The organism is Pedococcus sp. P1_H8 (genome assembly GCF_056405175.1).
Window position 1 is genome coordinate 123,027 of record NZ_JBFUCP010000002.1, and the last position, 20,625, is coordinate 143,651.

General features: G+C 70.1%; 23 protein-coding genes and 1 tRNA gene. 11 read left to right on the forward strand and 13 right to left on the reverse strand.

The features are described from left to right. Positions 1 to 38: 38 nt before the first annotated feature. Complete coding sequence (locus AC1DYG_RS02585) at positions 39 to 1,025, reverse strand: magnesium transporter CorA family protein (RefSeq protein ID WP_477638338.1); 987 nt, start codon at positions 1,023 to 1,025, stop codon at positions 39 to 41. 42 nt (positions 1,026 to 1,067) lie between these two features. After that, positions 1,068 to 1,493 (reverse strand): OsmC family protein, encoded by a 426-nt coding sequence (locus AC1DYG_RS02590; protein WP_477638339.1) that lies wholly within the window; start codon positions 1,491 to 1,493, stop codon positions 1,068 to 1,070. Between the two features lie 173 nt (positions 1,494 to 1,666). On the opposite strand from AC1DYG_RS02590, the gene AC1DYG_RS02595 reads away from it, so the two are divergent. The 4 genes from AC1DYG_RS02595 (at position 1,667) to AC1DYG_RS02610 (ending at position 5,779) form a co-directional block, all read left to right on the forward strand. Beyond that, on the forward strand, positions 1,667 to 2,290 hold the full coding sequence (locus AC1DYG_RS02595) for a CBS domain-containing protein (RefSeq protein WP_477638340.1): 624 nt from the start codon (positions 1,667 to 1,669) through the stop codon (positions 2,288 to 2,290). A gap of 43 nt (positions 2,291 to 2,333) precedes the next feature. Next, the gene (locus tag AC1DYG_RS02600) at positions 2,334 to 3,989 is read left to right on the forward strand and encodes a GAF domain-containing sensor histidine kinase (RefSeq protein WP_477638341.1); all 1,656 of its coding nucleotides are present in this window, start codon (positions 2,334 to 2,336) and stop codon (positions 3,987 to 3,989) included. A gap of 58 nt (positions 3,990 to 4,047) precedes the next feature. Then, positions 4,048 to 4,995, forward strand: coding sequence for a universal stress protein (locus tag AC1DYG_RS02605; RefSeq protein ID WP_477638342.1), 948 nt, complete (start codon positions 4,048 to 4,050; stop codon positions 4,993 to 4,995). A 130-nt stretch (positions 4,996 to 5,125) separates the two neighbouring features. Further along, entirely contained in the window at positions 5,126 to 5,779 is a 654-nt protein-coding gene (locus AC1DYG_RS02610) for a response regulator (protein ID WP_477638343.1), read from the forward strand. On the opposite strand, the gene AC1DYG_RS02615 is transcribed toward AC1DYG_RS02610, so the two are convergent. Next, entirely contained in the window at positions 5,757 to 6,185 is a 429-nt protein-coding gene (locus tag AC1DYG_RS02615; RefSeq protein ID WP_477638344.1) for a pyridoxamine 5'-phosphate oxidase family protein, read from the reverse strand. The two genes, AC1DYG_RS02610 and AC1DYG_RS02615, sit on opposite strands and share 23 nt — an antisense overlap. Continuing rightward, positions 6,185 to 7,066 (reverse strand): universal stress protein, encoded by an 882-nt coding sequence (locus tag AC1DYG_RS02620; RefSeq protein WP_477638345.1) that lies wholly within the window; start codon positions 7,064 to 7,066, stop codon positions 6,185 to 6,187. Before AC1DYG_RS02620 ends, AC1DYG_RS02615 begins: the two co-directional genes overlap by 1 nt. A gap of 126 nt (positions 7,067 to 7,192) precedes the next feature. Here AC1DYG_RS02620 and AC1DYG_RS02625 point away from each other — a divergent pair, with 126 nt between their 5' ends. Both AC1DYG_RS02625 and AC1DYG_RS02630 read left to right on the forward strand, forming a co-directional pair. Further along, entirely contained in the window at positions 7,193 to 7,630 is a 438-nt protein-coding gene (locus tag AC1DYG_RS02625) for a pyridoxamine 5'-phosphate oxidase family protein (RefSeq protein ID WP_477638346.1), read from the forward strand. A 121-nt stretch (positions 7,631 to 7,751) separates the two neighbouring features. After that, complete coding sequence (locus AC1DYG_RS02630) at positions 7,752 to 8,342, forward strand: hypothetical protein (RefSeq protein WP_477638347.1); 591 nt, start codon at positions 7,752 to 7,754, stop codon at positions 8,340 to 8,342. Between the two features lie 62 nt (positions 8,343 to 8,404). On the opposite strand, the gene AC1DYG_RS02635 is transcribed toward AC1DYG_RS02630, so the two are convergent. Further along, complete coding sequence (locus tag AC1DYG_RS02635; RefSeq protein ID WP_477638348.1) at positions 8,405 to 9,172, reverse strand: SDR family NAD(P)-dependent oxidoreductase; 768 nt, start codon at positions 9,170 to 9,172, stop codon at positions 8,405 to 8,407. 65 nt (positions 9,173 to 9,237) lie between these two features. Here AC1DYG_RS02635 and AC1DYG_RS02640 point away from each other — a divergent pair, with 65 nt between their 5' ends. Continuing rightward, positions 9,238 to 9,462: a hypothetical protein gene (locus AC1DYG_RS02640; RefSeq protein ID WP_477638349.1), complete on the forward strand. Its 225-nt coding sequence runs from the start codon at positions 9,238 to 9,240 to the stop codon at positions 9,460 to 9,462. A 43-nt stretch (positions 9,463 to 9,505) separates the two neighbouring features. On the opposite strand, the gene AC1DYG_RS02645 is transcribed toward AC1DYG_RS02640, so the two are convergent. The 8 genes from AC1DYG_RS02645 to AC1DYG_RS02680 form a co-directional block, all read right to left on the reverse strand. Beyond that, positions 9,506 to 10,381 carry a hypothetical protein gene (locus AC1DYG_RS02645; RefSeq protein ID WP_477638350.1) on the reverse strand — a complete coding sequence of 292 codons (876 nt, stop codon included), beginning with the start codon at positions 10,379 to 10,381 and terminating at the stop codon, positions 9,506 to 9,508. Between the two features lie 3 nt (positions 10,382 to 10,384). Further along, on the reverse strand, positions 10,385 to 11,035 hold the full coding sequence (locus tag AC1DYG_RS02650) for a hypothetical protein (RefSeq protein WP_477638351.1): 651 nt from the start codon (positions 11,033 to 11,035) through the stop codon (positions 10,385 to 10,387). 60 nt (positions 11,036 to 11,095) lie between these two features. Next, a complete protein-coding gene (locus tag AC1DYG_RS02655; protein WP_477638352.1) occupies positions 11,096 to 12,106 on the reverse strand; it encodes a lipase family protein in 1,011 nt (336 codons plus the stop codon). After that, positions 12,103 to 13,137: a trypsin-like serine peptidase gene (locus AC1DYG_RS02660; protein ID WP_477638353.1), complete on the reverse strand. Its 1,035-nt coding sequence runs from the start codon at positions 13,135 to 13,137 to the stop codon at positions 12,103 to 12,105. Before AC1DYG_RS02660 ends, AC1DYG_RS02655 begins: the two co-directional genes overlap by 4 nt. Before the next feature lie 165 nt (positions 13,138 to 13,302). Beyond that, positions 13,303 to 14,769, reverse strand: coding sequence for an HNH endonuclease signature motif containing protein (locus AC1DYG_RS02665; RefSeq protein ID WP_477638354.1), 1,467 nt, complete (start codon positions 14,767 to 14,769; stop codon positions 13,303 to 13,305). Positions 14,770 to 14,842: 73 nt separating this feature from the next. Continuing rightward, on the reverse strand, positions 14,843 to 15,628 hold the full coding sequence (locus AC1DYG_RS02670; protein ID WP_477638355.1) for an FMN reductase: 786 nt from the start codon (positions 15,626 to 15,628) through the stop codon (positions 14,843 to 14,845). Next, complete coding sequence (locus AC1DYG_RS02675) at positions 15,625 to 16,755, reverse strand: LLM class flavin-dependent oxidoreductase (RefSeq protein WP_477638356.1); 1,131 nt, start codon at positions 16,753 to 16,755, stop codon at positions 15,625 to 15,627. The genes AC1DYG_RS02670 and AC1DYG_RS02675 overlap by 4 nt, the downstream gene beginning before the upstream one ends. Positions 16,756 to 16,856: 101 nt before the next feature. Next, positions 16,857 to 18,026 carry a CapA family protein gene (locus AC1DYG_RS02680; RefSeq protein WP_477638357.1) on the reverse strand — a complete coding sequence of 390 codons (1,170 nt, stop codon included), beginning with the start codon at positions 18,024 to 18,026 and terminating at the stop codon, positions 16,857 to 16,859. Between the two features lie 35 nt (positions 18,027 to 18,061). Between AC1DYG_RS02680 and AC1DYG_RS02685 the strand changes: the two genes are divergently transcribed. The 4 genes from AC1DYG_RS02685 to AC1DYG_RS02700 all read left to right on the forward strand — a co-directional run bounded on the left by AC1DYG_RS02685 (position 18,062) and on the right by AC1DYG_RS02700 (position 20,571). Further along, complete coding sequence (locus AC1DYG_RS02685) at positions 18,062 to 19,087, forward strand: chorismate-binding protein (protein ID WP_477638358.1); 1,026 nt, start codon at positions 18,062 to 18,064, stop codon at positions 19,085 to 19,087. A gap of 7 nt (positions 19,088 to 19,094) precedes the next feature. Then, a complete protein-coding gene (locus AC1DYG_RS02690; protein ID WP_477638359.1) occupies positions 19,095 to 19,937 on the forward strand; it encodes an aminotransferase class IV in 843 nt (280 codons plus the stop codon). Further along, on the forward strand, positions 19,934 to 20,383 hold the full coding sequence (locus AC1DYG_RS02695; protein ID WP_477638360.1) for a TIGR02611 family protein: 450 nt from the start codon (positions 19,934 to 19,936) through the stop codon (positions 20,381 to 20,383). The genes AC1DYG_RS02690 and AC1DYG_RS02695 overlap by 4 nt, the downstream gene beginning before the upstream one ends. Before the next feature lie 111 nt (positions 20,384 to 20,494). Next, positions 20,495 to 20,571 (forward strand) — tRNA-Val (locus AC1DYG_RS02700). The last annotated feature ends 54 nt before the right edge of the window (positions 20,572 to 20,625 follow it).

The window sequence follows — 20,625 nt, forward strand, 5'->3', positions numbered from 1 at the left end:
TACCCCTTGGGCGTCAGCCCCCCAGTGGGGAGCCCAACTCACCACCAGCCCTGTCGGCGGGCCCATCGCAGCAGCCAGAGGCTGATCGAGGCCATCACGACGAGGACGGTGACCAGCTGCACCCAGTGGGTCTGGTCGTTGACGATGACGTTCATGCCGTAGATCGACGCGATGGCGGTGACGGGCAAGGTGATCGCGGCGATGACGGCGAGACGTTCCATCGCGACGGTCATCTTGGTGGTGACACGGGTCTGATAGAGCTCGATCACGCCGAACAGGAACTGGCTCTCGCCGTCGGCGAGGCTGCGGACCCGGTCGAACTGCTCGGACAGGTCACGGGCGTGCCGCCTCGACTCGTCGCTGGCGAAGCGCTCGAGCGAGGCGAGTCGTCCGTAGACCTCGTGCGCCTGCCCGGCCTGGGTCCGCGAGATGAGCAGCTCGTGGCGCAGCAGGAACAGCTCCTCGAGCAGCTCCTCGGGCTGGTGGAAGTCCGAGCCCATCACGCGCATCTCCAGCGCGGGCAGGCGGCCCGCGACCGACTTCACCGCGGCGCTCTGGCGTCGAGCCACCGCTGACCCGATGGCGTAGGAGAGCTCGCTCGGGCTCTTGGGGCGGAAGCGTCCGGCCTCGATGCGTTCGCGGACGGTCCTGGTCTCCTCGGTGGCGTCGAACAGCGAGACGGCCGGGTTGCGCGGGCCGTGCACCGTGACGAGGTAGCGGGTGCCGACGAGCTGGTCGAGCTCGAGCATGTGGACGTGGCCACCCTCGCCGGCCAGGGGCGTGTGCACGATGACGAAGGTGTGCTCCTCGTAGCCGTGCACGGAGGGGACGAAGTTCCGCTCGCGACAGGCCTTCACGACCATCGGGTGAGCGTGGAACCGCTCGCGCAGGACTGCCTCTGCGGCGTCGTCGAACTCGGGGACGTCCACCCAGACGAACCCGTTGTCGCGCTGCAGGAGGGCGTCGACCTGTGCGACGTCGTGCTCCTCGAGCCCGTCGTCCGACACCCACCAGGTGCCGATCATGGCTGTGTGTTCCGACCGCGGTTCTGGTCGAGCCTCCCGGCCTCAGCCGGTGAAGCTCGTCTCCAGCGTGATCGGGATCTTGAGGGCCTGGCTCACCGGGCAGTTGGCCTTCGCGTCCTGGGCCGCCTCCTCGAACTGCTCGGCGGTGATGCCCGGGACGGTGCCGACGACCGACAGCGCACTCCCGGTGATGCCGGTGCCCGGCTCGAAGGTGACCTTGGCGGTCGTGTCCAGCGACGTCGGGGGGTTGCCACCCTTGGCGAGCACGTTGGACAGGGCCATCGAGAAGCAGCTCGAGTGCGCTGCCGCGATGAGCTCCTCGGGGCTCGTCTTGCCGTTCGGCTCCTCGGCGCGCGCGGCCCACGACACGTCATACGTCCCGATCCCGGAGGACTGGAGGTCGACCTGGCCGGCGCCCTCGAACAGGGAGCCCTCCCAGTGGGTGACGGCGGTGCGGGTGGTGGCCATGTCTTCTCCTTCGAGGGGGACGTCGTCGACATGCCCAATCTAGGCGCTGCACCAACATCCGCAACGGGCAGGGACGAAGGACCCTGTGGTGACGAGGCTGGGGGAGCCACGCTGGAGGAACCAAGGGGATGCAGACAGTGATGCACCCTGTCGTCGATGGAAGGGAGCGAACGATGCTGGTCCGTGAGCTGGTGACACGTGAAGTGGTCTCGGTCAGGGACGTCTCGGCACTCGACGCGGCCGTGCGCGTCCTCGCCGAGCACCACGTCTCCGCCCTGCCCGTCGTCGACGCCGACGCACGGGTCGTCGGCATCCTCAGCGAGGCGGACGTCCTCCGGCTCCACGTCGCGGCAGACCCTCGAGCCCACCTGCGGCCGGTCGACGACGGCCCGGCACAACCGTGGCCCGCCACGGTCCGCGAGGTCATGAGTGCGGATCCCGTGGTTGCCCATGAGGCGGCCGACGTGGCGGACGTGGCGCGCATCCTCGCCGACACCGGGTGGAAGAGCCTCCCGGTGGTCGGTGAGCGCGGCGAACTCACCGGCATGGTCAGCCGAAGCGACGTCATCCGGGCCCTGTCCACGCGTGACGCCGACATCTGGTTGCGGGTGGTCCGCGACTTCGCGGAGCTGGACCGGCCGACCTGGCATGCAGCTGTGGCTCGTGGAGTGGTGACCGTCACCGGGGTGCTGAGCGGGAGGGACGCGCGGCTCGCGGCGGCCGTCGTGGCGACCGGCCAGGGGGTCCGGGACGTGGTCGTGGAGACCCAGGTGGACTCAGGAGATGCGATGGGCTGACGAACCCCGGTTGGCCTAGGGCCTGCCACCCTACGATGGGCGCGTGGCAGACCACGAGACACCGCGGGAGCAGGGGCCTGGCACCATCGCGCGGCTCTCCGGGCTCGACCTCGACGACCTCATCGAGGAACTGAGGTCCCGGGCGGGAAGCGCGCGAACGGCACAGACCCGGCTCGAGGCCCTGCTCGACGCCGTCGTGGCGGTGACCTCGGACCTGGAGCTCGCAGCGGTCCTGCGGCGGATCGTCGAGTCCGCCTGCCAGCTGGTCGACGCCACCTACGGCGCACTGGGGGTGCTCGGGCCCAACGGGGAAGAGCTCATCGAGTTCGTCACCCACGGCATCTCGGATGAGGACCGTGCCGCCATCGGTCCTCTGCCGCACGGCCGGGGTCTCCTAGGGATGATCATCACGAGCCCCCACCCCCAGCGGGTAGACCGCATCAGTGACCACCCGGACTCCTACGGCTTCCCCGCCAACCATCCTGAGATGACGAGCTTCCTCGGGGCGCCGGTGCGGATCCGCAACGAGGTCTTCGGCAACCTCTACCTCACCGACAAGCGCAACGCGGAGCGCTTCAGCGAGGACGACGAGACGATCCTGACCGCCCTCGCGGCAGCAGCCGGCGTGGCGATCGACAATGCACGGCTGTACCACCGCAGCGTCACGCAGCAACACTGGGGCGAGGCCACTCGTGACCTCGTGTCAGCGCTGCTGGCCGGGGGGTCGGAGGCCGATGTCCTCGCGGACGCCGTCGATCGCGTCCTCGTCCTCACCGGTGCCGAGGGCGCGCTGATCGCCCAGCCCACCGGTCGCGACCTGGTTGTCGTGGCCTCGGCTGGACCCAAGGCGGCCGGGGTGGGCACGATCCTGGATGACGCGGAGACCCGCGCCACCCTGAACGCGGCGCCCACCGAGCCCGACCCAGCTGCGGACCACGTCGTCGTGCCCCTCTCAGCGGGTGGACCACACGCCTTGGGGGTGATGGTCATCCACGGGTTGCCTGTCGAGCTCGGTGGCATCTCGGCACCCCTGCTCGACTTCGCCCAGCGACTGGCCGTGGGCCTCACAGCAGCCAGTGCGCAGCGCGAGAAGGCGCGCATCGACCTCCTCGAGGACCGCGACCGGATCGCCAGGGACATGCACGACCACGTCATCCAACGGCTGTTCGCCACAGGGATGTCGTTGCAGTCCGCGAGTCGCCTGACCAGCGAACCAACCGCGCGCGAACGCATCGAGACGGCAGTGGACGAGGTCGACGCCGTCATCAAGGACATCAGGCACACGATCTTCGCGCTCAACCGCGCCCCTGACGCCCGCAGCCTGGGGGCCGAGATCACCACGATCTGCGAAGGCGCGGTCGTAAGCCTGGGGTTCGCGCCGTCCCTCACCATGCGTGGGAGCGTCGCGGACGTTCCTGAGCACATTGCGGCCGACCTGTTGGCGGTCGTGAGGGAGGGGCTCAGCAACGTCGCGCGGCATGCCCGGGCCAGCCACGCCGAGGTCGTCATCGAGGTGTCTGACACGGTGCTGGCGAGGGTCCGGGATGACGGCGTCGGGCTGCCGTCCGACGCCACCCGGTCCGGGCTCGACAACCTCGCGCGCCGGGCGAACGGCCGCGGGGGCCGCTTCGAGCTCGCAGCAGTCGCGACCGGCGGCACGGTGCTCGACTGGGAGGTCCCGCTCCTGTCGGAGGGCTGAACGGACGCAGGGACCTTTGCCCCTGTTGGCGCTGGTGCGCCCGGCGCATTGTCGGTCCATGACGTCTCACCTCGACACCCCAGCCAGGCCCGGCCGCGCCCTTCCGTCGACCGGACTCGTCGGTGCCCCGGTCATCGTGGGGTTCGACGAGAGCGCCGCGTCCGTGGCGGCGGTCCAATGGGCTTCCGCGGAAGCCGCGCGACTCGGGTCCGAGCTCATCGTCCTCAGCGCCTCCGATCCACCAGTCCGGGCGCCGGTCGGCGCCGGTGTGATCCGCCCGGTCCCCGAGCTGTGGAGCGGCAGTCGGGCGGCGGCCGGTCGCGGCGCAGACCTGGCCCGAACGTGCAACCCCGACGGTGTCATCGCGGCGGTGGGGGTCGTCGGCGGTCCTGCCGGCGAGCTGGTCGCGCGCTCCAGCGAGACCGGACTCGTGGTGGTCGGTCGAAACCGGCGAAGCGCCCTGCAGGCAGCCGTTCTCGGGTCAGTCTCCTTCGCCGTGGCCTTGCACGCCCGGTGCCCAGTGGCCGTGGTGGGCGAGGGTGCGGAGAGACACCCTGGCCCATCCTGGCCGGTTGTCGTCGGGATCGACGGGTCCCGTTCCGCGCTGGCCGCGGTTGCCCTCGGCGTCGAGTTCGCCCGCAGGTGGCAGGCACCGCTGCACGTCGTGACCGCCTGCCGCGCGCAGTCGGTCACGATCTGGCCAGACGGACCGGACGACGAGTCAGTCACGTCATTGGCGCAGCCCTGGATGTCGGTGGCCCACGCAGCCGTCGACGAGGCCATCGCGCAGGTGCGCTCCGTCGACCCCGACCTGACGGTCACGGGGTCCGTCATCGAGGGGCGCGCCGACGACGTCCTCGTCGAGCAGTCCCGTCGCTCGGGCCTGGTGGTCATCGGGAGTCGCGGAAACGGCGGTTTCGCGGGCCTCATGGTGGGCTCGGTGAGCCACGGGGTGATGCGTCGGTCCGCCAGCCCGGTGGTTGTCGTGCGTCGGGGTGCCTTGTGATCCGGACCCACGGCCCGAGCGGTTCCCTGTGATCCGGGCCGATGGCCCGAGCGCCGCCACCCCGTGGGTGTGGTGGCCCCGTCGGTCGACTGCGGGCCTCGGTAGGCTCGCTGTCGAGAGGGAGTGATCAGTGGTGGGCATCACCGTGTTCCTGCTGGACGACCACGAAGTTGTGCGACGTGGCCTGCGTGAGCTGATCGAGGTGGAGGACGACCTGGAGATCGTGGGGGAGTCCGGGTCGGCGCACGAGGCAAGCCGCCGCATACCCGCCCTCCGACCCGATGTCATGGTTCTCGACGGACGACTCCCCGACGGGTCGGGGATCGACGTGTGCCGCGCCGTCAGGTCCGTCGACCCGAGCATCCGCGCGATCATCCTCACGTCCTACGACGACGAGCAGGCGCTCACCGCCGCGGTGGCGGCCGGAGCGGCCGGCTACGTGCTCAAGGACGTCCGGGGAGCCGACCTGGTCACGTCCATCCGGCGGGTCGCCGCGGGGGAGTCCCTCCTGGCCCCGGACGTCGTGGAGCGGCTCCGTCGGGCCTGGGGACACGAGCAGCCGACCGACCCGCGCCTCGCGGCACTGACGCCCCAGGAACGACGGATCCTCGACTGCATCGCACAAGGCATGACCAACCGGCAGATCGGTGACTCGTTGTCACTGGCCGAGAAGACCGTGAAGAACTACGTCACCTCGGTGCTTGCCAAGCTCGGGATGGAGCGCCGCACGCAGGCCGCGGTCTACATCGCCGGGCAGGGAGTCAGACCAGAGCGCGACCGGTGATGCTCTGGGTGCGGACACGCACCCAGGTGCTCGGTCCCGGGTGGGGTGGCACCCACGGCGCGCGTGCTTGCCGGTCGAGCCGGCGGACGTCCGGCTCCTCGTCGACGACCATGGCCGTCCCTTGGACGACGACACTCCAGCCCGTCCGAGTGGAGGCATCGAACTCGTCCACCTCGAAGGCGACCGGGTCGCGGTCCATGGCAGCCTGGATCTTGGAGTCACCGGTGGTCCGGAAGCAGACGTCGACCCCGTCGACGGTGTGCACGACGGGCAGGATCGTCAGCTCCCCGTCGAGGCGGAAGGCAATCCGGCCCACGGGCGATGCAACCAGCCGCGCGAGGCATTCGTCGAGGTCGAGGACCCGCAGGCCCGTGTGGTCGGTGGGGCTGGGGACGATGTCGGCCATCACAGGTCCCCGCCCGCCCTGACCACCAGCACGGGGCAGTGGGCGTGGTGAAGGACTCCCTGGCTGACGGACCCCAGGAGCAGGCCGGTGAAACCACCGCGGCCCCGGCTGCCGACCACCACCAGCTCGGCTCCGCGGGATTGGTCGACCAGGGCCTCGACAGGGTGCGCGCGCAGGTTGCGCTGCCGGACCGGGACGTCGGGATACTTCTCCGACCAACCGGCCACCGCCTCGGATGCGACCGCGTCTTCCTCCTGTGCCACGACCAGCCGCGCCTCGTCTGTCTCGAGCGCCGCCAGGCCAGTGCCTTCGGCGTCCAGGTACCACGCGTGGACTACGGTCAACGGGACACCGAGCCGGTCAGCGTGCGCGAACCCCGCAGCTATCGCAGCCTCGGAGAGCTCGGACCCGTCCGACCCGACGACCACTCCGGGACGGTCCGGGAGCTGCTGCGGGAGCTCGCGCACCACCACGACCGGGCAGGCGGCGTGCGCTGCGACGTCGAGCGAGGTCGATCCGAGCAGGACACTTCCCAGCGCACTCCTGCCTCGGGCGCCCACGATCAGGCAGGTCGCCCCACGTGACTCGTCGACCAGCAGGACAGCGGCGTTGCCGTACGCGCTCGCGGTGGTCACATGCGCGCCAGGCGCAAGGGCGCGGACCCGGTCGGTGGCGGCGCCGAGGATCTCGTGGGACTCGGTCGTGTGAACGGAGAAGCTCGTCTCGACCGTCGGGCCACGCAGGGGCATCATCCGCGCATGGACGAGGTGCAGCGGCGCCCGAACGCGCTGCGCCTCCGCGATCGCCCAGTCAAGGGCTCGGTCAGCCTGCGGTTGACCGTCTACCCCGACCACGACAGGTCTGGTGGTGGTGGTCGTCATGGCTCCTCCTTGACTCCTGCCGGGCCGGTGCGGCCGGGCCTGTCATCAGGGTCGGCCGCCCATCCGGGACAGGACAGGGACCTTCGACCCTGAACCGCGGCCGCGCCGCAGGGTGATCGTGGAACCATGGAATCGCAGACAGAGCTCACCGTCGCCCAGTGTTGGCAGGCCCTCAGGGAAGGCGTGGTCGGTCGCATCGCTGTCGTGCACGACCGGCGGCCGGACATCTTCCCGGTCAACTACGCCGTCGACCACGGGACATTGGTCTTCCGCACCGGGACGGGCGCCCTGTTCCAGTCCGCCGACGGGACCTTCGTCGCGTTCGAGGTCGACGGGTACGACGTCGAGCGGGCCGAGGCCTGGAGTGTCGTGGCCCGTGGGGTGGCGCACGAGGTGTACGAGCTCGACGACGCGCTGGCCGCGATGCACCTGCCGCTGTACCCCTGGCACGACGCCCCCAAACCACGCATCGTCCGCATCCACCCGGACTCGGTGTCCGGTCGCCGGTTCGTCGTCCGGGGCGGGCACCGGGTCGGCGCCTCGGTCCCCGAAGCACGGGACTGAACGTCGCGGCCGGGAACACAGGACCTATGGCCCTGAACGCACAGCCCGCGAAGCACGAAAGTTGAAGTGTCAGAACGCAACACGATACGGGTGCCAAGCGCCCGAAGGAGGAACCACCATCATGCGACGACGCACCCTGGATGCCCTGCTCACGACCGGTGGCCTCATCGTCGCCGCAGTCCTCCTCGTTGTCGGGGGACTGATGACCTGGGCGAGCAGCTTCGTGGACAACGAGGTCCACTCCCAGCTGTCGGCCCAGCACATCACCTTCCCCGCCAAGGGCAGCGACCAGCTCAACGACCCGCTGGTCAAGCCCTACCTCGAGCAGTACGCCGGCCAGCAGCTCACGACGGGCGCGCAGGCCAAGGCCTGGGCCGACCACTACATCAAGGTGCACCTCGACGAGGCGACCGGTGGGAAGACCTACTCGGAACTGAGCGCCGCGGCCCGCGCCAACCCTGACGACCCGAAGGCCAAGGCCATGGTGGACCTCGCCTTCAAGGGCGAGACCCTGCGGGGCCTGCTGCTCAACGCCTACGCGTTCGGCACGATGGGCAAGATCGCGATGTATGCCGCGTGGGCCGCCTTCATCGGCGCGGCGGCGATGATCGTCCTGGCCCTGCTCGGCTTCAGGCACCTGCGCCGGGTGCCGGTCGAGGAAGAGGTCGGCATCGGCTCCCGCCACACCGCGGTGAAGCCGGCCATCGCCTGACCCAGCCCGACCCCTGGACCAGAGCCCTCGCCCCCGCGGCGGGGGCTCTGCCACGTCTTGCCTCAGAACGCGGTGTAGCCGCCGTCGGCCACGAGCACCGAGCCGGTGACGAACGAGGACGCGTCGCTGGCCAGGAAGATGACCGCTGGGGCGAGTTCCTCGACGGTGCCATAGCGCTGCATGGGCGCGTCGTCGATCCAGTGCTGGCGGAAGCTCGGGTCGTCGACGGGGGACATGTCCGTCTTGATGTAGCCGGGGGCCAGCGCGTTGACGCGCACCCCGTGCGGGGCCCACTCGGCGGCCAGGCTGCGGGTCAGGTGGTGCACGGCCGCCTTGGACGCGTTGTACGCCGGTTGCCACTGGGGCCGGTTGACGATGAAGCCGGACATCGAGCCGATGTTGACGATCGACCCGGCGCCCTGGTCGACGAAGTGCCGACCGAAGGTCTGCGAGCAGGTCCACACCGCGTCGAGGTTGACGGCCATGACTGCGCGCCAGTCGTCCGGGGTCACGTCGAGGGCCGGCGCGTGGACGCAGGCACCGGCGTTGTTGACCAGCACGTCGACCCGACCGTGGAGGGAGAGTGCCGTGTCGAGCACCCGTTGCACGTCCTCGGCGACCGTGACGTCGGCAGCCACGAAGTCGGCCCGGATGTCGTTGTCGCGCAACGATCCCAGCACACCTTGCGCCGCCTCCGCATCGCGCCCCACAAGGACGACCGACGCCCCTGCATCACCGAGGGCGCGGGCGAAACCGGCGCCCAGCCCCCGTGTCCCGCCGGTGACGACGGCGACGCGGCCAGCCAGGGAGAAGCGGTCCAGTGCGTTCATCCGACCAATCTAGGGCTCGAGAAGCCCGCACGACACTGGTGACGGCGCGGCATACCCTGCTGCGCATGGCAGGGCGACCGGAAGGTTTCGAGTTCGAGGAGCAGGGGGGCGAGGTCGTGGTGTTCCACCACGGGCGGCGCGCCACCGTGCTGCGTGGGGCGCGGGCTCAGGGGTTCCTCGAGGACGTCGACCGCGGTGACCCCCAGGAGCTGATGGCCCGGGTGACCGGCAACTACCGGCGCGGCAACGAGCGCCAGGCCCGCCAGCACCCCCGCAACCGCAACCGCTGACTCCTGACCGCTGACCGCGGGAGGGGCTGACCAGCTCGCGCTGTCAGGGCGCGAGGAACTGCACCCGGGTGCTGTCGGAGAACCGCACGACGAGCGTGGCGCTCCCCTGGTGGTATGGACACGGGGTGACCCGTTCGGTGCAGGGCACGAGGAACATCCTGTCGCCGTTCTGCACCAGCAGCCGCAGGCCGCGGTATCGGTACCTGAACGTCTGTCCCTCTTCGGTCTGCAGGACCCCCTCGGAGACGTCGGCATTGCGCAGATACAGCCGCTCACGGGTGTCGAGGACGACGCGCGGCAGCTCGTTGAGCCGACCGGCCTGCTCCTGGCCCAGCCCAGTGCCTGACCACTGGGCCAGCGTCGCATTGGTCCAGAAGACCGCCGCAGCGACGGTGAGCCACAACGCGACGCGCAGGCGGATCGGGCCGTGCCGTTGCCCCATGGCGTATGCCGTGATGCCGGCTCCCAGCGCGAGGAGGACGGGCGCGACGAGGGGGAAGTAGGTCCACCGCCCGGTGGCAGGGTAGGAGAACAGCACCACCAGACCGGCGCCGAGGATGGTCGTGCCCACCACGAGCGTCGCCCCGGTGTGTGCCGTCAGCCGGGGCCCGAGCCACCGGTTGACCGCGATGCCGCCCGCGACGAGGAGGAACAGGACGAGCACCGGCACGAGCAGCGGCTGCGGGCTTCGCATGACGAAGGCCTGCGTGGACAGGCCGATGGTGTCGACGTCGAGCCCGAAGTAGAGGTACTGCGCCCGCGTCGAGACGTAGCCGAAGTAGAAGAGCAAGGTGCTGAGCGCGGTCGCCGGGGCAACGATGTTGCCGGCGAAGCTGTAGACCCGGTCCCACGACAGCTTGCTCGGGCTGTCGGAGGGGTCGGGGTCCTTGGCCTCCGGGTGGCTCGGGTCCGGGGTCATCCGTCAGGTCGTCCCGGGCTCTGGGGCTGGCGGCACGGTGAGCTGGACGGAGATCTGCTGCTGGTCGCCGAGCGCCGCCACGAACTGCCGGCACGCAGCGGAGTCGTTGCGCGGGCAGTAGACGAGTCCCGAGAAACCCACGGACGGACTGGTTTCCTCAGGGATCGTCCCGACCAGCCGGACGAGCAGGTCGCAGCGCTGTGCGGTGGACCGGAAGATGTACCCGACGCAGTTGGGCTGGGAGGAGCCGCACCCTCCCCGCACGACCTCGAAGACCTTCGGGGTGAACCGGACGCCAGTGATCTCGACCGCGGTGCCACGGGGGATCTCGCCGTTGTTGTCGACGATCCAGGACACCTCGGCGCACTGCAGCGCGGGGTCGTCCTCGCTCAGTTCGGAACCACCGCCGACCGGCAGTCGGGCGACGGAGATCGCCGGGTTGCCGTTGCTGCTGCTCGATGAAGCAGGCGTGGTGGGATCGGGGTCCTCGGGGGTGGGTTCCGGCTCGGGGCCGGGCTCGGACGTCGACTGGTCCGACGACGAACCGTCGGACGTCGACCCCCCACCGCCGCCGGACGCAGCGCAGGCGACCAGAGTGAACGCCAGCACCAGGGCGAGCAGTGCCGTCAGTGGTCGACGCCAGGCGGATTCCATGTCGCTCACCTCCGGGTTCAGGAGCTGCCGAGGACTGCGGTGGTTCGCAGCCCCCTGCGTTCAGGACAGGGCGTCGGCGATCGGACCGGCGACGTCGGGGTCGGACAGGTAGTCCTGGATCGAGTGGGGGTCGGACGGGTTCTGGGTCCGTTCGTCGCGCATCGCGTCGCTGCCCGTCGCGAACAGCGGGGTCAGGGGGTGGACCAGCGCGACGACGTCGTGTTCGTCGTAGACGTTGAGCCAGCGCAGGGAGCCGCTCACCGGGTTGACGACCGACGGTATGCCGCGTTCGGACGCCCCTTCAGGGCCGCCCCACAGGTTGCGCTTCACCACGGCGTAGCCGTCGGGGGAACCTGCGGTCACCAGGAGCCGGACGCGCGCGGAACCGGTGTAGCGCTGCAGGGCGTCGTAGGCGACGCAGCTGCCCAGGCTGTGCCCGACGACGACGACGTCGCTGTGACCGTCAGCCGTGATCCTGGCCAGTGACTCGGTGACGACCGCCTGCACGTCGTCGCGCATGACGTCGTCCTCGAGGTAGTAGGCCACGTCGCTGAGGAACTGGGTGATGATGAGCTGCGGCGCACCCGTCTTGTCGCTGAGGAACCGGAGCGCCTCGCGGACCACCTTGGGCTTGAGCAGGTCACCCCAGGACGCCTCCTCACCGGCAGCGCGGGACTTCTCCACGTCTCGGGCGGCATCGGAGAGCTCTGGTTCGCTCTGCTCCAGCCGCCGCGAGGCGACGAAACCGAGCTCTGCGGCGGCGTCGAGCACCATGTCGTCCGACGTGGTCTCAGCCTGCGACGCGATCGTCGTCTCCTCGAGCTCGGGCGTCCGACCGCCGGCCTTGATGTGCTTGGCGATCGCGTCGGCGAGCACGTTGCCGTAGTAGGGAAAGTAGACCGCGTCGGGGGTGACGCCCGGGCGGCCGGCCAGGGTCATCCCCTTGGCGAGACCGGCCAGCCACTCCCGCTTCTTGGCGGCGACGAAGTCCCCGACGGACGACTCGGTGCGTACCGCCCCGGCAGGCATCTGTTGGCTTCGCCCGTGGACCAGCAGCAGTGCGGTGCTCATATGTTTCCTCCCAGTCCGAGCAAGTGGCTGACCAGTTCCGCTGCGTCAGTGCCGTTGCTCGTGTCGATGGTTCGTGCGGACAGGTCCTTGACGATCGCGGAGATGCGGATTCCACGGTTGGCGACCCAGACCCGTTTGCTCTCAGGGGTGTTGGCGTCGGCGAGGTTGCCGTCGAGGTCGACGAACTGACCTTCGGTGTTGCGCTGCTGCTCGCTTGCGTGGTGGAGGCCGATCAGCTCCCAGCTGTCACTGAGCAGGGGAGCCCCGGACGACCCGGGTTCGGTGTCCGCGTCGTAGAGCAGGTACTTGGGGTTCTCCGCCCCCTGTGCGTCGACGAGGGGGCCGCTGAAGGTGTTGTTGCGGAGGGTGACCTCGCGGTGCCGCCCCTGGGGGTGCTGGATGACGTTGACCGGCTGGCCCTTCACGATCTTGCCCACCCCGCCGTGCATGGCGATGTACCCGAACGTCTCGCCCGGGGGCTTGTCCGCGACCGGGGCCACTGCGACCAGGGTGAAGTCCAGGTCGTCCGCCGGGCTCGTCACAAAGCACCGCTCGGGCTGGAGGGCCACCTTGGTGGGCTGGCTCGCGCCGTCCTCGTCCTCGACGTACCGGAACCAGGCGATGGTGTCCGCGGCCGTCTCCGCCGAGTCGAGGACGTGGTGGTTCGTCATCAGCACCCACGGTGAGATGAGGAAGCCGGTGCCCATCTCCACCGCGGTCGTCAGCTTCGCCACCGCGTCGGCCCGCTTCGCCCCGGCGCCGAGCCACCACCCGGGCAGGAAGTCGGCGTTCTTGAAGATCCGCTCCAGCGTCTCGTCGACGACGGCCGGCGACGCGTTGCCGGGCACCGGTGCGCCCTGGCGCCTGGCATAGGCGACCTTGCGGGCCAACGGCTCGGTCCGCCACGCATCCTGTTTCGCCAACCGCACCGCCTCGATCTGCTCGACCGCTGCCGGACCTGGCGTGAACGTGGGTTCAGGCAAGGCGGCCGGGGGGTTTGCCCCCGGTCGGGGATCGGGAAGTGCACTCATGATCGCCATTGCGGCACGCCTCCGTGGTCGTCCTTGCTGCTGGTCGGAGGGGCTTTCCTGCAGATGCCTCAGTATGGGCGCGATGTCGCCCGGTGGGCATCGGCAAGATGACGTAGAGGCGATGCGGTGGGCGCTTGAGCGCGCGGATCGTGCGGACAGGTCGGGTCAGTCCGCAGGGACGGCGCGCAGATGGGTTCGTGGCGGCAGGTCGCGGTCGGGTGGGATCTCGATGTCGGCCCAGCGGGCGCGCTCGCCGGTCGGTGGTTGGTAGGCCGGCTGAGCGACCGGGTGCCCCCGTCTTGTGCCCGGTGGGTCCCCACCGCGGGGTGGGGCGAGCTCCGCTGGGGTGGGTGGCCGCATGGGTAGTCCGTACCGGTTGGTCACGACGAGGCCGTCGGGTCGGGTGGGGTCGCCGCTGATCGCGTAGTCGCCGCGGTCGATGGCGTCGTGGTGGAACGGGCAGAGGCTGACCTGGTTAGCCTCATCGGTCCCGCCGCCGCGTGCCCACTCCTCGAGGTGGTGGATCTCGACGAACCGGGTGGTGGCCGTGCAGCCCGGGAAGCGGCAGCCGCGGTCGCGGTCCTCGATCAGCCGACGGGACCGACCCGGCAGGATCCGCATGGCGCGGCCCACGCTGACCGGTCGGCCGTCGGTCTCCCAGACCGGCTGGAGCAACCCGTCGGAGAGGAAGCGCCCGAGAAGTCGTCGCGGGATTGCTCCACCGCTGTTGATCCAAGCGCCGTCGGTCGACAGGTGCAGATAGACCCGGTAGTGGCTGGACCGGCTGGTCGACGTCATGCTCGACAGCGCCCGGTGGGCGATCTCCTCGAGGGCATCGGCGTAGGTGGCACGGTCACCGGTCGCGCGGAGGTCCGGCGCGCCGCTCACCGCACCTGCGGAGACGACAGGCTCTTCGGAGGCGACAACCTCTGGGGAGATGGTTGCCTGTGGGGAGGCGGCTTCCTTTGGGGAGGTGGGGTCTGCACCGGACTGGGCGAGGAAGAGGGAGTCCTTGGCTTCCTTGAGCGCCTGCTCGACCAGCGCGCCGACCGTGGCGGGTGCGCTGTAACGCAGTTGGAACCGGCCGTCGCGGTCGTAGTGCATGGACAGCTCGGGACGCGCGCAGGCTCGACGCTCCGCGTGGTCCTGGGAGTCGGCGGTGTCTGTCGGCGACCTCACCACGCCGGGTTCCGCAGGGTCACTGTCGTCACGCGGGACGCTGAACGCGTGTCGCGAGACTGCTCGCCGCAGCTGCGGCACCGTCATGTGCACAGCCAGTTCGCCGACCGAACGCTGGTGCGAAGCCGGCACGTGGTGGGCAACGACCGCGGCCTGGTCGAGCGACAGTGCACCGGCCGCGACGGACTCGGCCACTGTCGACAGCTCGCCTCGCCGGCGCGCCACTGCGACGACGTCTCGGGCGTGTGCGGGCGACAGCCCTGCCCGCACGACGAAGTAGTGCTCGGGCGAGCGGAACCCGCCGTCGCCCCAGTGGTCGCCCTCGATGAGCTCGGCCGCGATGTCGACCAGCTCCGCGTGGGCGCGGTTCAACCGGCCAGCGACGGTCGCGGTGCGCACCCAGAGGTCGCGCTGGACCTCGTCACGCTCCTGGGCAACCGGGCTGATCGACATGCGGCAATCGTACACCTGTTCGAATCAATTGCCAAGGAAGTCAGCGGGGAAATGGGTTGCAGCGCAACGGAATTCATTGCAACTGCACTGTCAGTGCCACGTGATAGGGGACGTTGGCGCAGTAGGACGAGAGCCTGCGGGCACCGACGGTGCGAGTTCCCAGCCGCACGCCTAGGAGCGCTCGTCCGCGGGCGAGGAGCTCCTCGAAGGGCACCGGGTCGGCGAACTCGTCGACCCGGGCAGCCCTCGACGTCGCGGACCGATGCGCCGCGCTTCCGGTGACGAGGTCGGCGAGCTCGGTTGCCGCAACGGTGATCCGGCTCGACAGCCCTGCGTCCACGGTGACGCCCGTGCCGCCCGTGCCCCAGTCCTCAGCGGCCGCGAAGACGCCGGTCGGCACCGTCACGGCCTTCAGGTAGGCGAACATCGGGCGCATCGCGTGCTCGAGGACCAGTGAGTGGCGCGCCGTGCCGGCCGTGGCCGCCATGAGCACCGGGGTGCCGCGCAGGGCCGAGTCGTCGAGGACGTCCATGAAGGTCTTGAACAGTCCGCTGTAGGACGCCTGGAACACCGGCGTCACGGCGATGACCGCATCGGCGTCGCGGACGGCGTCCAGGGCCAGCCGCAGCTCGCCGGTGGCGAAGCCGGTCAGCAGGGTGTTGGCGAGATCGTGGGCGTGCTCGCGCAGGTCCACGAAGGTCACCTCCGACTCGTCGCCGCGTTCGAGCAGGGCGTCCTGGGTAGCGGTGGCCAGCCGCTCGGCGAGCAGCCTCGTGGTGCTGGGCTGGCCCAGGCCGGCCTGCACGACGACGATGCGGCCTGTACTCGACGGGCGGGGTGCCGTGGGGAGGGTGCTCATCGGGTGACCTCGAGGTCCTTGGTGGCGTGGGCCGAGGCGCCGTTGGTGGCGTGGGCGGAAGCCGCGGCCAGCCGGCTGGCGTGGGTGGGGGCGTCCGGCACGTGGGCCGGCTTGCGGGCAGCGGCGATCTTCCGCAGCTCGGGCACGACCTGCGTGCCCAGGATCTCGACCTGCTCCATCACGACCTGGTGGGGGAGTCCTGCGTGGTCGAGCAGGAACAGCTGGCGCTGGTAGTCGCCGACGGAGTCGGCCATCGCGGCATACCGCTCGATGACCTGCTCGGGTGAACCCACGGTGAGGGGCGTCTCGCGGCTGAACTCCTCCAGCGACGGGCCGTGGCCGTAGACGGGCGCGTTGTCGAAGTAGGGGCGGAACTCGCGCACCGCGTCCTGGCTGTTGGCTCGCATGAACACCTGCCCGCCGAGTCCGACGATGGCCTGGTCGGCGGAGCCGTGACCGTAGTGCTCGAACCGGCGCCGGTAGAGCGCCACCATCTGCCGGGTGTGGCTCGTCGGCCAGAAGATGTTGTTGTGGAAGAAGCCGTCGCCGTAGTAGGCGGCCTGCTCGGCGATCTCCGTGCTGCGGATCGAGCCGTGCCAGACGAACGGGGGGATGCCGTCCAGCGGGCGTGGCGTGGCCGTGAAGGACTGCAGGGGAGTGCGGTACTTGCCCTCCCAGGTCACGACGTCCTCGGTCCACAGGCGTCGCAGCAACGCGTAGTTCTCGATGGCGAGAGGGATCCCGTCGCGGATGTCCTTGCCGAACCACGGATAGACGGGACCGGTGTTGCCGCGTCCCATCATCAGGTCGACGCGGCCGTCCGCGAGGTGCTGCAGGGTCGCGTAGTCCTCGGCGATCTTCACCGGGTCGTTGGTCGTGATGAGCGTGGTCGAGGTCGACAGCAGGAGCTTGTCGGTCTGCGCGGCGATGAAGCCGAGCGTGGTGGTGGGGGAGCTGGGCACGAACGGAGGGTTGTGGTGTTCGCCGGTGGCAAAGACATCCAGCCCCACCTGCTCGACCTGGCGCGCCAGCTCGACGGTGTTCTTGATCCGCTGGTGCTCGCTGACGGTCGTGCCGGTGGTCGGGTCCATGGTCACGTCACCGACGGTGAAGATTCCGAACTGCATCGGGCTCGCGCTCCTCGTGAGGTAGGTCGTGCAAAGTAGTTGCGAATTCAACTACAGGAACCGCGAAAGCCCGGTTTTCATTCCGGGCCCCAGCCCGCGGGTCACTCTGGCGTGGCGTCCAGACCGGCACACGCGCTGGCCTGTTGCCAGAGACCGAGCAACCGCGCGCTGTTCGGAGCGTCGGGCTTGCGCGGGATGCCGTCCGCGCCGATCAGCATGGGCGTCCAGACCGCTGTGCGGACCGCGCTCGTCGCGGCCCGCTTGGTGCCGCGGGCGGCGTCGACGTCGATCGACAGCGTCAGGACCCCCGAGCGGGAGTCCGGCTCGCGGCTGCGCCACCAGACGAAGTTCCCGAACCCGTAGTCGACGTAGGCACGTCCCAGCCAGCCCGCGCCGTTGACGCGGTGCGAGTGTCCGCCCACGACGATGTCTGCCCCAGCACCCTCGAGGGCCTCTGCGGTCTGCACGGACAGGCGGTCCGGACACGCCTGGTAGTCCAGGCCCCAGTGCAGGAAGACGACGACGAGGTCGTACTTCGCAGCCGCGGCGGCCACGGCCGACCGGATCCGGCCGACGGGGCTGGCGCTGGCGATGCCGCCCTTGTCCGGACCGGCTGAGTACCGCGCGAGCGTCATCTCGAAGACCTCGGACGCACCGAACACCGCGACCCTCAGTCCCTTCGCCTGCAGGATCGCGGGTGCGAAGGCCTCGTCCTCGTCCTTGCCGATCCCCACGATCGGGATGGGGCTCGCCCTCTTGGCGGCGAGGGTGTCCACCAGGCCCACGGGCCCGTAGTCGACGCCGTGGTTGTTGGCCATGCTCACTGCGTCGATCCCGGCGCTCTTGATCGTGTCGAGGACGGATGCAGGCGCGCGGAAGTGGAACTCCTTGCCGATCTTGGTGCCACGCTCCGTGATCGCCGTCTCGAGGTTGACCATGGCCAGGTCGGCCGCGCCGAGGGAGGACTGCAGCTCGTCCAGTCCGTGCGGGTCGCGGGCGAGCGGTGCCAGGTAGTCCTCGAAGTGGACGTCCCCGGCGAAGGCCATCGTCAGGGTGGCCGGGTCCGACGCGGGAGTGGTCGTCGTGGTCGTGGACCCGGCCGTTGTCGTCGCGGGCACTCTCACGCCAGTCGTCGACGCACCCAGGGGTGGCTGTGTGCTCACAGGATTAGGTGGTGGAGCACTCTGGCAGGCGGCCACGGCCAGGGCCACGGCCAGGGCCACGGCCAGGGCCGCGACAGGGGCGGCCGCGGCTGTGGCGAGAGGGCGCATGATCCGTGAGTCTAGGTCGGCCTAGGATCGCCATCGTGGAGGCGGCGACGGGGCACGCACGGTTCGGCGGCCTGTACGCCACGCGCCCGGTCGAGGTGCGTCACGACGTGGCGTCCCTGGAGTCGGGGTTCTGGGCCGTCGTTGCCGAGTTCGAGGGCGAGGTCACGGCTGTCCGCTTCGCCGACGTCATCCGGTATGCCGCGCCCCCACCGCCCACCCCGTGGTCACCACTGGCAGGTGAGTGGGGGAGCAGCCTGGACCGCGCGGCATACCTCGCCGGGGTGGCAGAGATCCGCGAACGGATCGCCGCGGGCACGGTCTACCAGGTGAACCTCTGCCGGGTGCTGTCGCACGAGCTCCCCGAAGGGGCCGACCTCGACGGACTGGCGCAACTCCTGGAACGGGGCAACCCCGCTCCGCACGCGGGTCGGATCACGGTGCCGTCCGCCGGGCTCGACGTCGTCTGCGCGAGTCCGGAAGCCTTCCTGCTGCGCGACGGCGACCGGCTCGAGTCCCGTCCGATCAAGGGGACGGCGACGAGCATCGAGGAGATGCTGCCCAAGGACTACGCCGAGAACGTCATGATCGTCGACCTCGTGCGCAACGACCTGTCGCACGTCTGCCGAGAGGGGACGGTGCGGGTCGACCACCTCTGTCGCCCCGAGGAGCACCCCGGCCTGGTCCACCTCGTGTCCGCGGTGTCGGGCGAGCTGCGCCCTGGGGTGGGGTGGCCCGAGGTGATGGCGGCGACGTTCCCCCCGGGGTCGGTGTCGGGGGCGCCAAAACACACCGCCCTGCAGGCCATCTCGGACCTGGAGACGGTGGCCCGGGGGCCCTACTGCGGCGCCATCGGCTGGATCGACGTCGACCGGGGCGCCGCGGAACTCGCTGTGGGCATCCGCTCGTTCTGGGCAGAGCGGGACGAGGACGGACGGCGCTGGCTGCGGTTCGGCACCGGGGCGGGCATCACGTGGGGCTCGGACCCCGTCGGCGAGTGGGAGGAGACACGGGTGAAAGCCGCGCGACTCATCGGGTTGGCATCTGGGAGGGTGGAGGCGTGAGCGAGTCATGAGCGACGTCAGGGTGTGGGTCAACGGTCGACTGACCGGAGTGGACGAGCCGTCCATCTCCGCTCTCGACCACGGAGTGACGGTCGGCGACGGGGCCTTCGAGACGGCCAAGGTCGACCGCGGCCGGGTGTTCGCCGCGACCCGGCACGCCCGGCGGCTTGACCGGACGCTCGCCGGCCTGGGACTTCCCGCCGCCGACCACGACTACATCGCCCAGGGAGCCAAGGCCGTCCTGGAGGCCGGCGACGAGATCGAGTTCGGCCGGTTGCGCTACTCGGTGACGGGCGGTGCCGGGCCGCTCGGTTCGGACCGGGACGACAGCCCGCTCACCTACATCGTGACTGCCGGCGCACAGCCGCGACCGCCCGTCAGTGCCTCGGTGGCCGTCGTGCCCTGGACCCGCAACGAACGCTCCGCCGTGGCCGGCCTCAAGACCACGTCGTATGCCGAGAACGTCGTCGCGCTCGCCTATGCCAAGGAGCGGGGTGGGATCGAGGCGGTGTTCGCCAACACGCGGGGCGAGCTGTGCGAGTGCACGGGTTCGAACATCTTCGTCGTGGTGGACGGGGCCATCCTGACCCCGCCACTGGACTCGGGCTGCCTCGCGGGAATCACGCGCGAGGTCACCATCGAGTGGTGCCGGGAGGACGGCATGGAGGTGCGGGAGCAGGCCCTGCCACTGGACGTGCTGGGCGAGGCCGACGAGGTGTTCATCACCAGCAGCACCAAGGACGTGCTGGCGGTCCACGGCGTCGACGACCGGGCGCTCCAGCCCGGTCCGGTGACGGCCAGGGCGGCCGCCGTGTTCGCCCGCCTTTGTGCCGAGCGGATGGACCCGTGACCGACGGCTCCGACCCGGTGACGGCGGGGGAGGTCGTCGTCGAGGAGGAGCAGTCGGACTGGGAGTGGCGGCGCAAGATCCGGTCCAACCAGCACACTCACCGGATCTACAAGTGGGTCGTCGGGATCCTCGGCCTGTTGATCGTGGTGGGTGGCATCGTCCTGCTCCCGCTGCCAGGTCCGGGTTGGGTGATCATCTTCGTCGGGCTGGCCGTCTGGGCATCGGAGTTCGACTGGGCGCAACGCCTGCTGAAGTTCGCCCGAGCCAAGGTGCGGGCGTGGGCCGACTGGCTCGAGCCGAAGGCGATCTGGGTCAAGGCCCTCGTTGCCCTCGGGACAGCGGTGCTGGTCGGTCTGGTCTTCTACGCCATGTTCCTGGTGTCCGGGGTCCCCGGTCTCCTCCCCGACTTCGCGGAGGACTGGATCAAGGGCCTTCCGGGGCTCTGACCAGGCGGCACGGCGGCCGGTGACAGCCCGGCATACCCCGGATTTCACCTGATCCGCCCGATCCGGCTATTCTTCGGCAGGCCCGATCGTCACTGTGGTGACCAGGGCGCTGGACGTGTAGCTCAGTTGGTTAGAGCGTTCGCTTCACACGCGAGAGGCCATGGGTTCGAGTCCCTTCACGTCCACCAGCACGTCCCTCACGACAGACAGCAGTCACGACGCCGCCGCATCCGGGATCCGGG

What these genes read in the sequence shown, in the direction of transcription:
- AC1DYG_RS02585 (WP_477638338.1), bottom strand. Translation starts at nt 1,025, where the DNA reads ATGATCGGCACCTGGTGGGTGTCGGACGACGGGCTCGAGGAGCACGAC.
- AC1DYG_RS02590 (WP_477638339.1), bottom strand. Translation starts at nt 1,493, where the DNA reads ATGGCCACCACCCGCACCGCCGTCACCCACTGGGAGGGCTCCCTGTTC.
- AC1DYG_RS02595 (WP_477638340.1), top strand. Translation starts at nt 1,667, where the DNA reads ATGCTGGTCCGTGAGCTGGTGACACGTGAAGTGGTCTCGGTCAGGGAC.
- AC1DYG_RS02605 (WP_477638342.1), top strand. Translation starts at nt 4,048, where the DNA reads ATGACGTCTCACCTCGACACCCCAGCCAGGCCCGGCCGCGCCCTTCCG.
- AC1DYG_RS02615 (WP_477638344.1), bottom strand. Translation starts at nt 6,185, where the DNA reads ATGGCCGACATCGTCCCCAGCCCCACCGACCACACGGGCCTGCGGGTC.
- AC1DYG_RS02620 (WP_477638345.1), bottom strand. Translation starts at nt 7,066, where the DNA reads ATGACGACCACCACCACCAGACCTGTCGTGGTCGGGGTAGACGGTCAA.
- AC1DYG_RS02625 (WP_477638346.1), top strand. Translation starts at nt 7,193, where the DNA reads ATGGAATCGCAGACAGAGCTCACCGTCGCCCAGTGTTGGCAGGCCCTC.
- AC1DYG_RS02630 (WP_477638347.1), top strand. Translation starts at nt 7,752, where the DNA reads ATGCGACGACGCACCCTGGATGCCCTGCTCACGACCGGTGGCCTCATC.
- AC1DYG_RS02635 (WP_477638348.1), bottom strand. Translation starts at nt 9,172, where the DNA reads ATGAACGCACTGGACCGCTTCTCCCTGGCTGGCCGCGTCGCCGTCGTC.
- AC1DYG_RS02640 (WP_477638349.1), top strand. Translation starts at nt 9,238, where the DNA reads ATGGCAGGGCGACCGGAAGGTTTCGAGTTCGAGGAGCAGGGGGGCGAG.
- AC1DYG_RS02645 (WP_477638350.1), bottom strand. Translation starts at nt 10,381, where the DNA reads ATGACCCCGGACCCGAGCCACCCGGAGGCCAAGGACCCCGACCCCTCC.
- AC1DYG_RS02650 (WP_477638351.1), bottom strand. Translation starts at nt 11,035, where the DNA reads ATGGAATCCGCCTGGCGTCGACCACTGACGGCACTGCTCGCCCTGGTG.
- AC1DYG_RS02655 (WP_477638352.1), bottom strand. Translation starts at nt 12,106, where the DNA reads ATGAGCACCGCACTGCTGCTGGTCCACGGGCGAAGCCAACAGATGCCT.
- AC1DYG_RS02660 (WP_477638353.1), bottom strand. Translation starts at nt 13,137, where the DNA reads ATGAGTGCACTTCCCGATCCCCGACCGGGGGCAAACCCCCCGGCCGCC.
- AC1DYG_RS02665 (WP_477638354.1), bottom strand. Translation starts at nt 14,769, where the DNA reads ATGTCGATCAGCCCGGTTGCCCAGGAGCGTGACGAGGTCCAGCGCGAC.
- AC1DYG_RS02670 (WP_477638355.1), bottom strand. Translation starts at nt 15,628, where the DNA reads ATGAGCACCCTCCCCACGGCACCCCGCCCGTCGAGTACAGGCCGCATC.
- AC1DYG_RS02675 (WP_477638356.1), bottom strand. Translation starts at nt 16,755, where the DNA reads ATGCAGTTCGGAATCTTCACCGTCGGTGACGTGACCATGGACCCGACC.
- AC1DYG_RS02680 (WP_477638357.1), bottom strand. Translation starts at nt 18,026, where the DNA reads ATGCGCCCTCTCGCCACAGCCGCGGCCGCCCCTGTCGCGGCCCTGGCC.
- AC1DYG_RS02690 (WP_477638359.1), top strand. Translation starts at nt 19,095, where the DNA reads ATGAGCGACGTCAGGGTGTGGGTCAACGGTCGACTGACCGGAGTGGAC.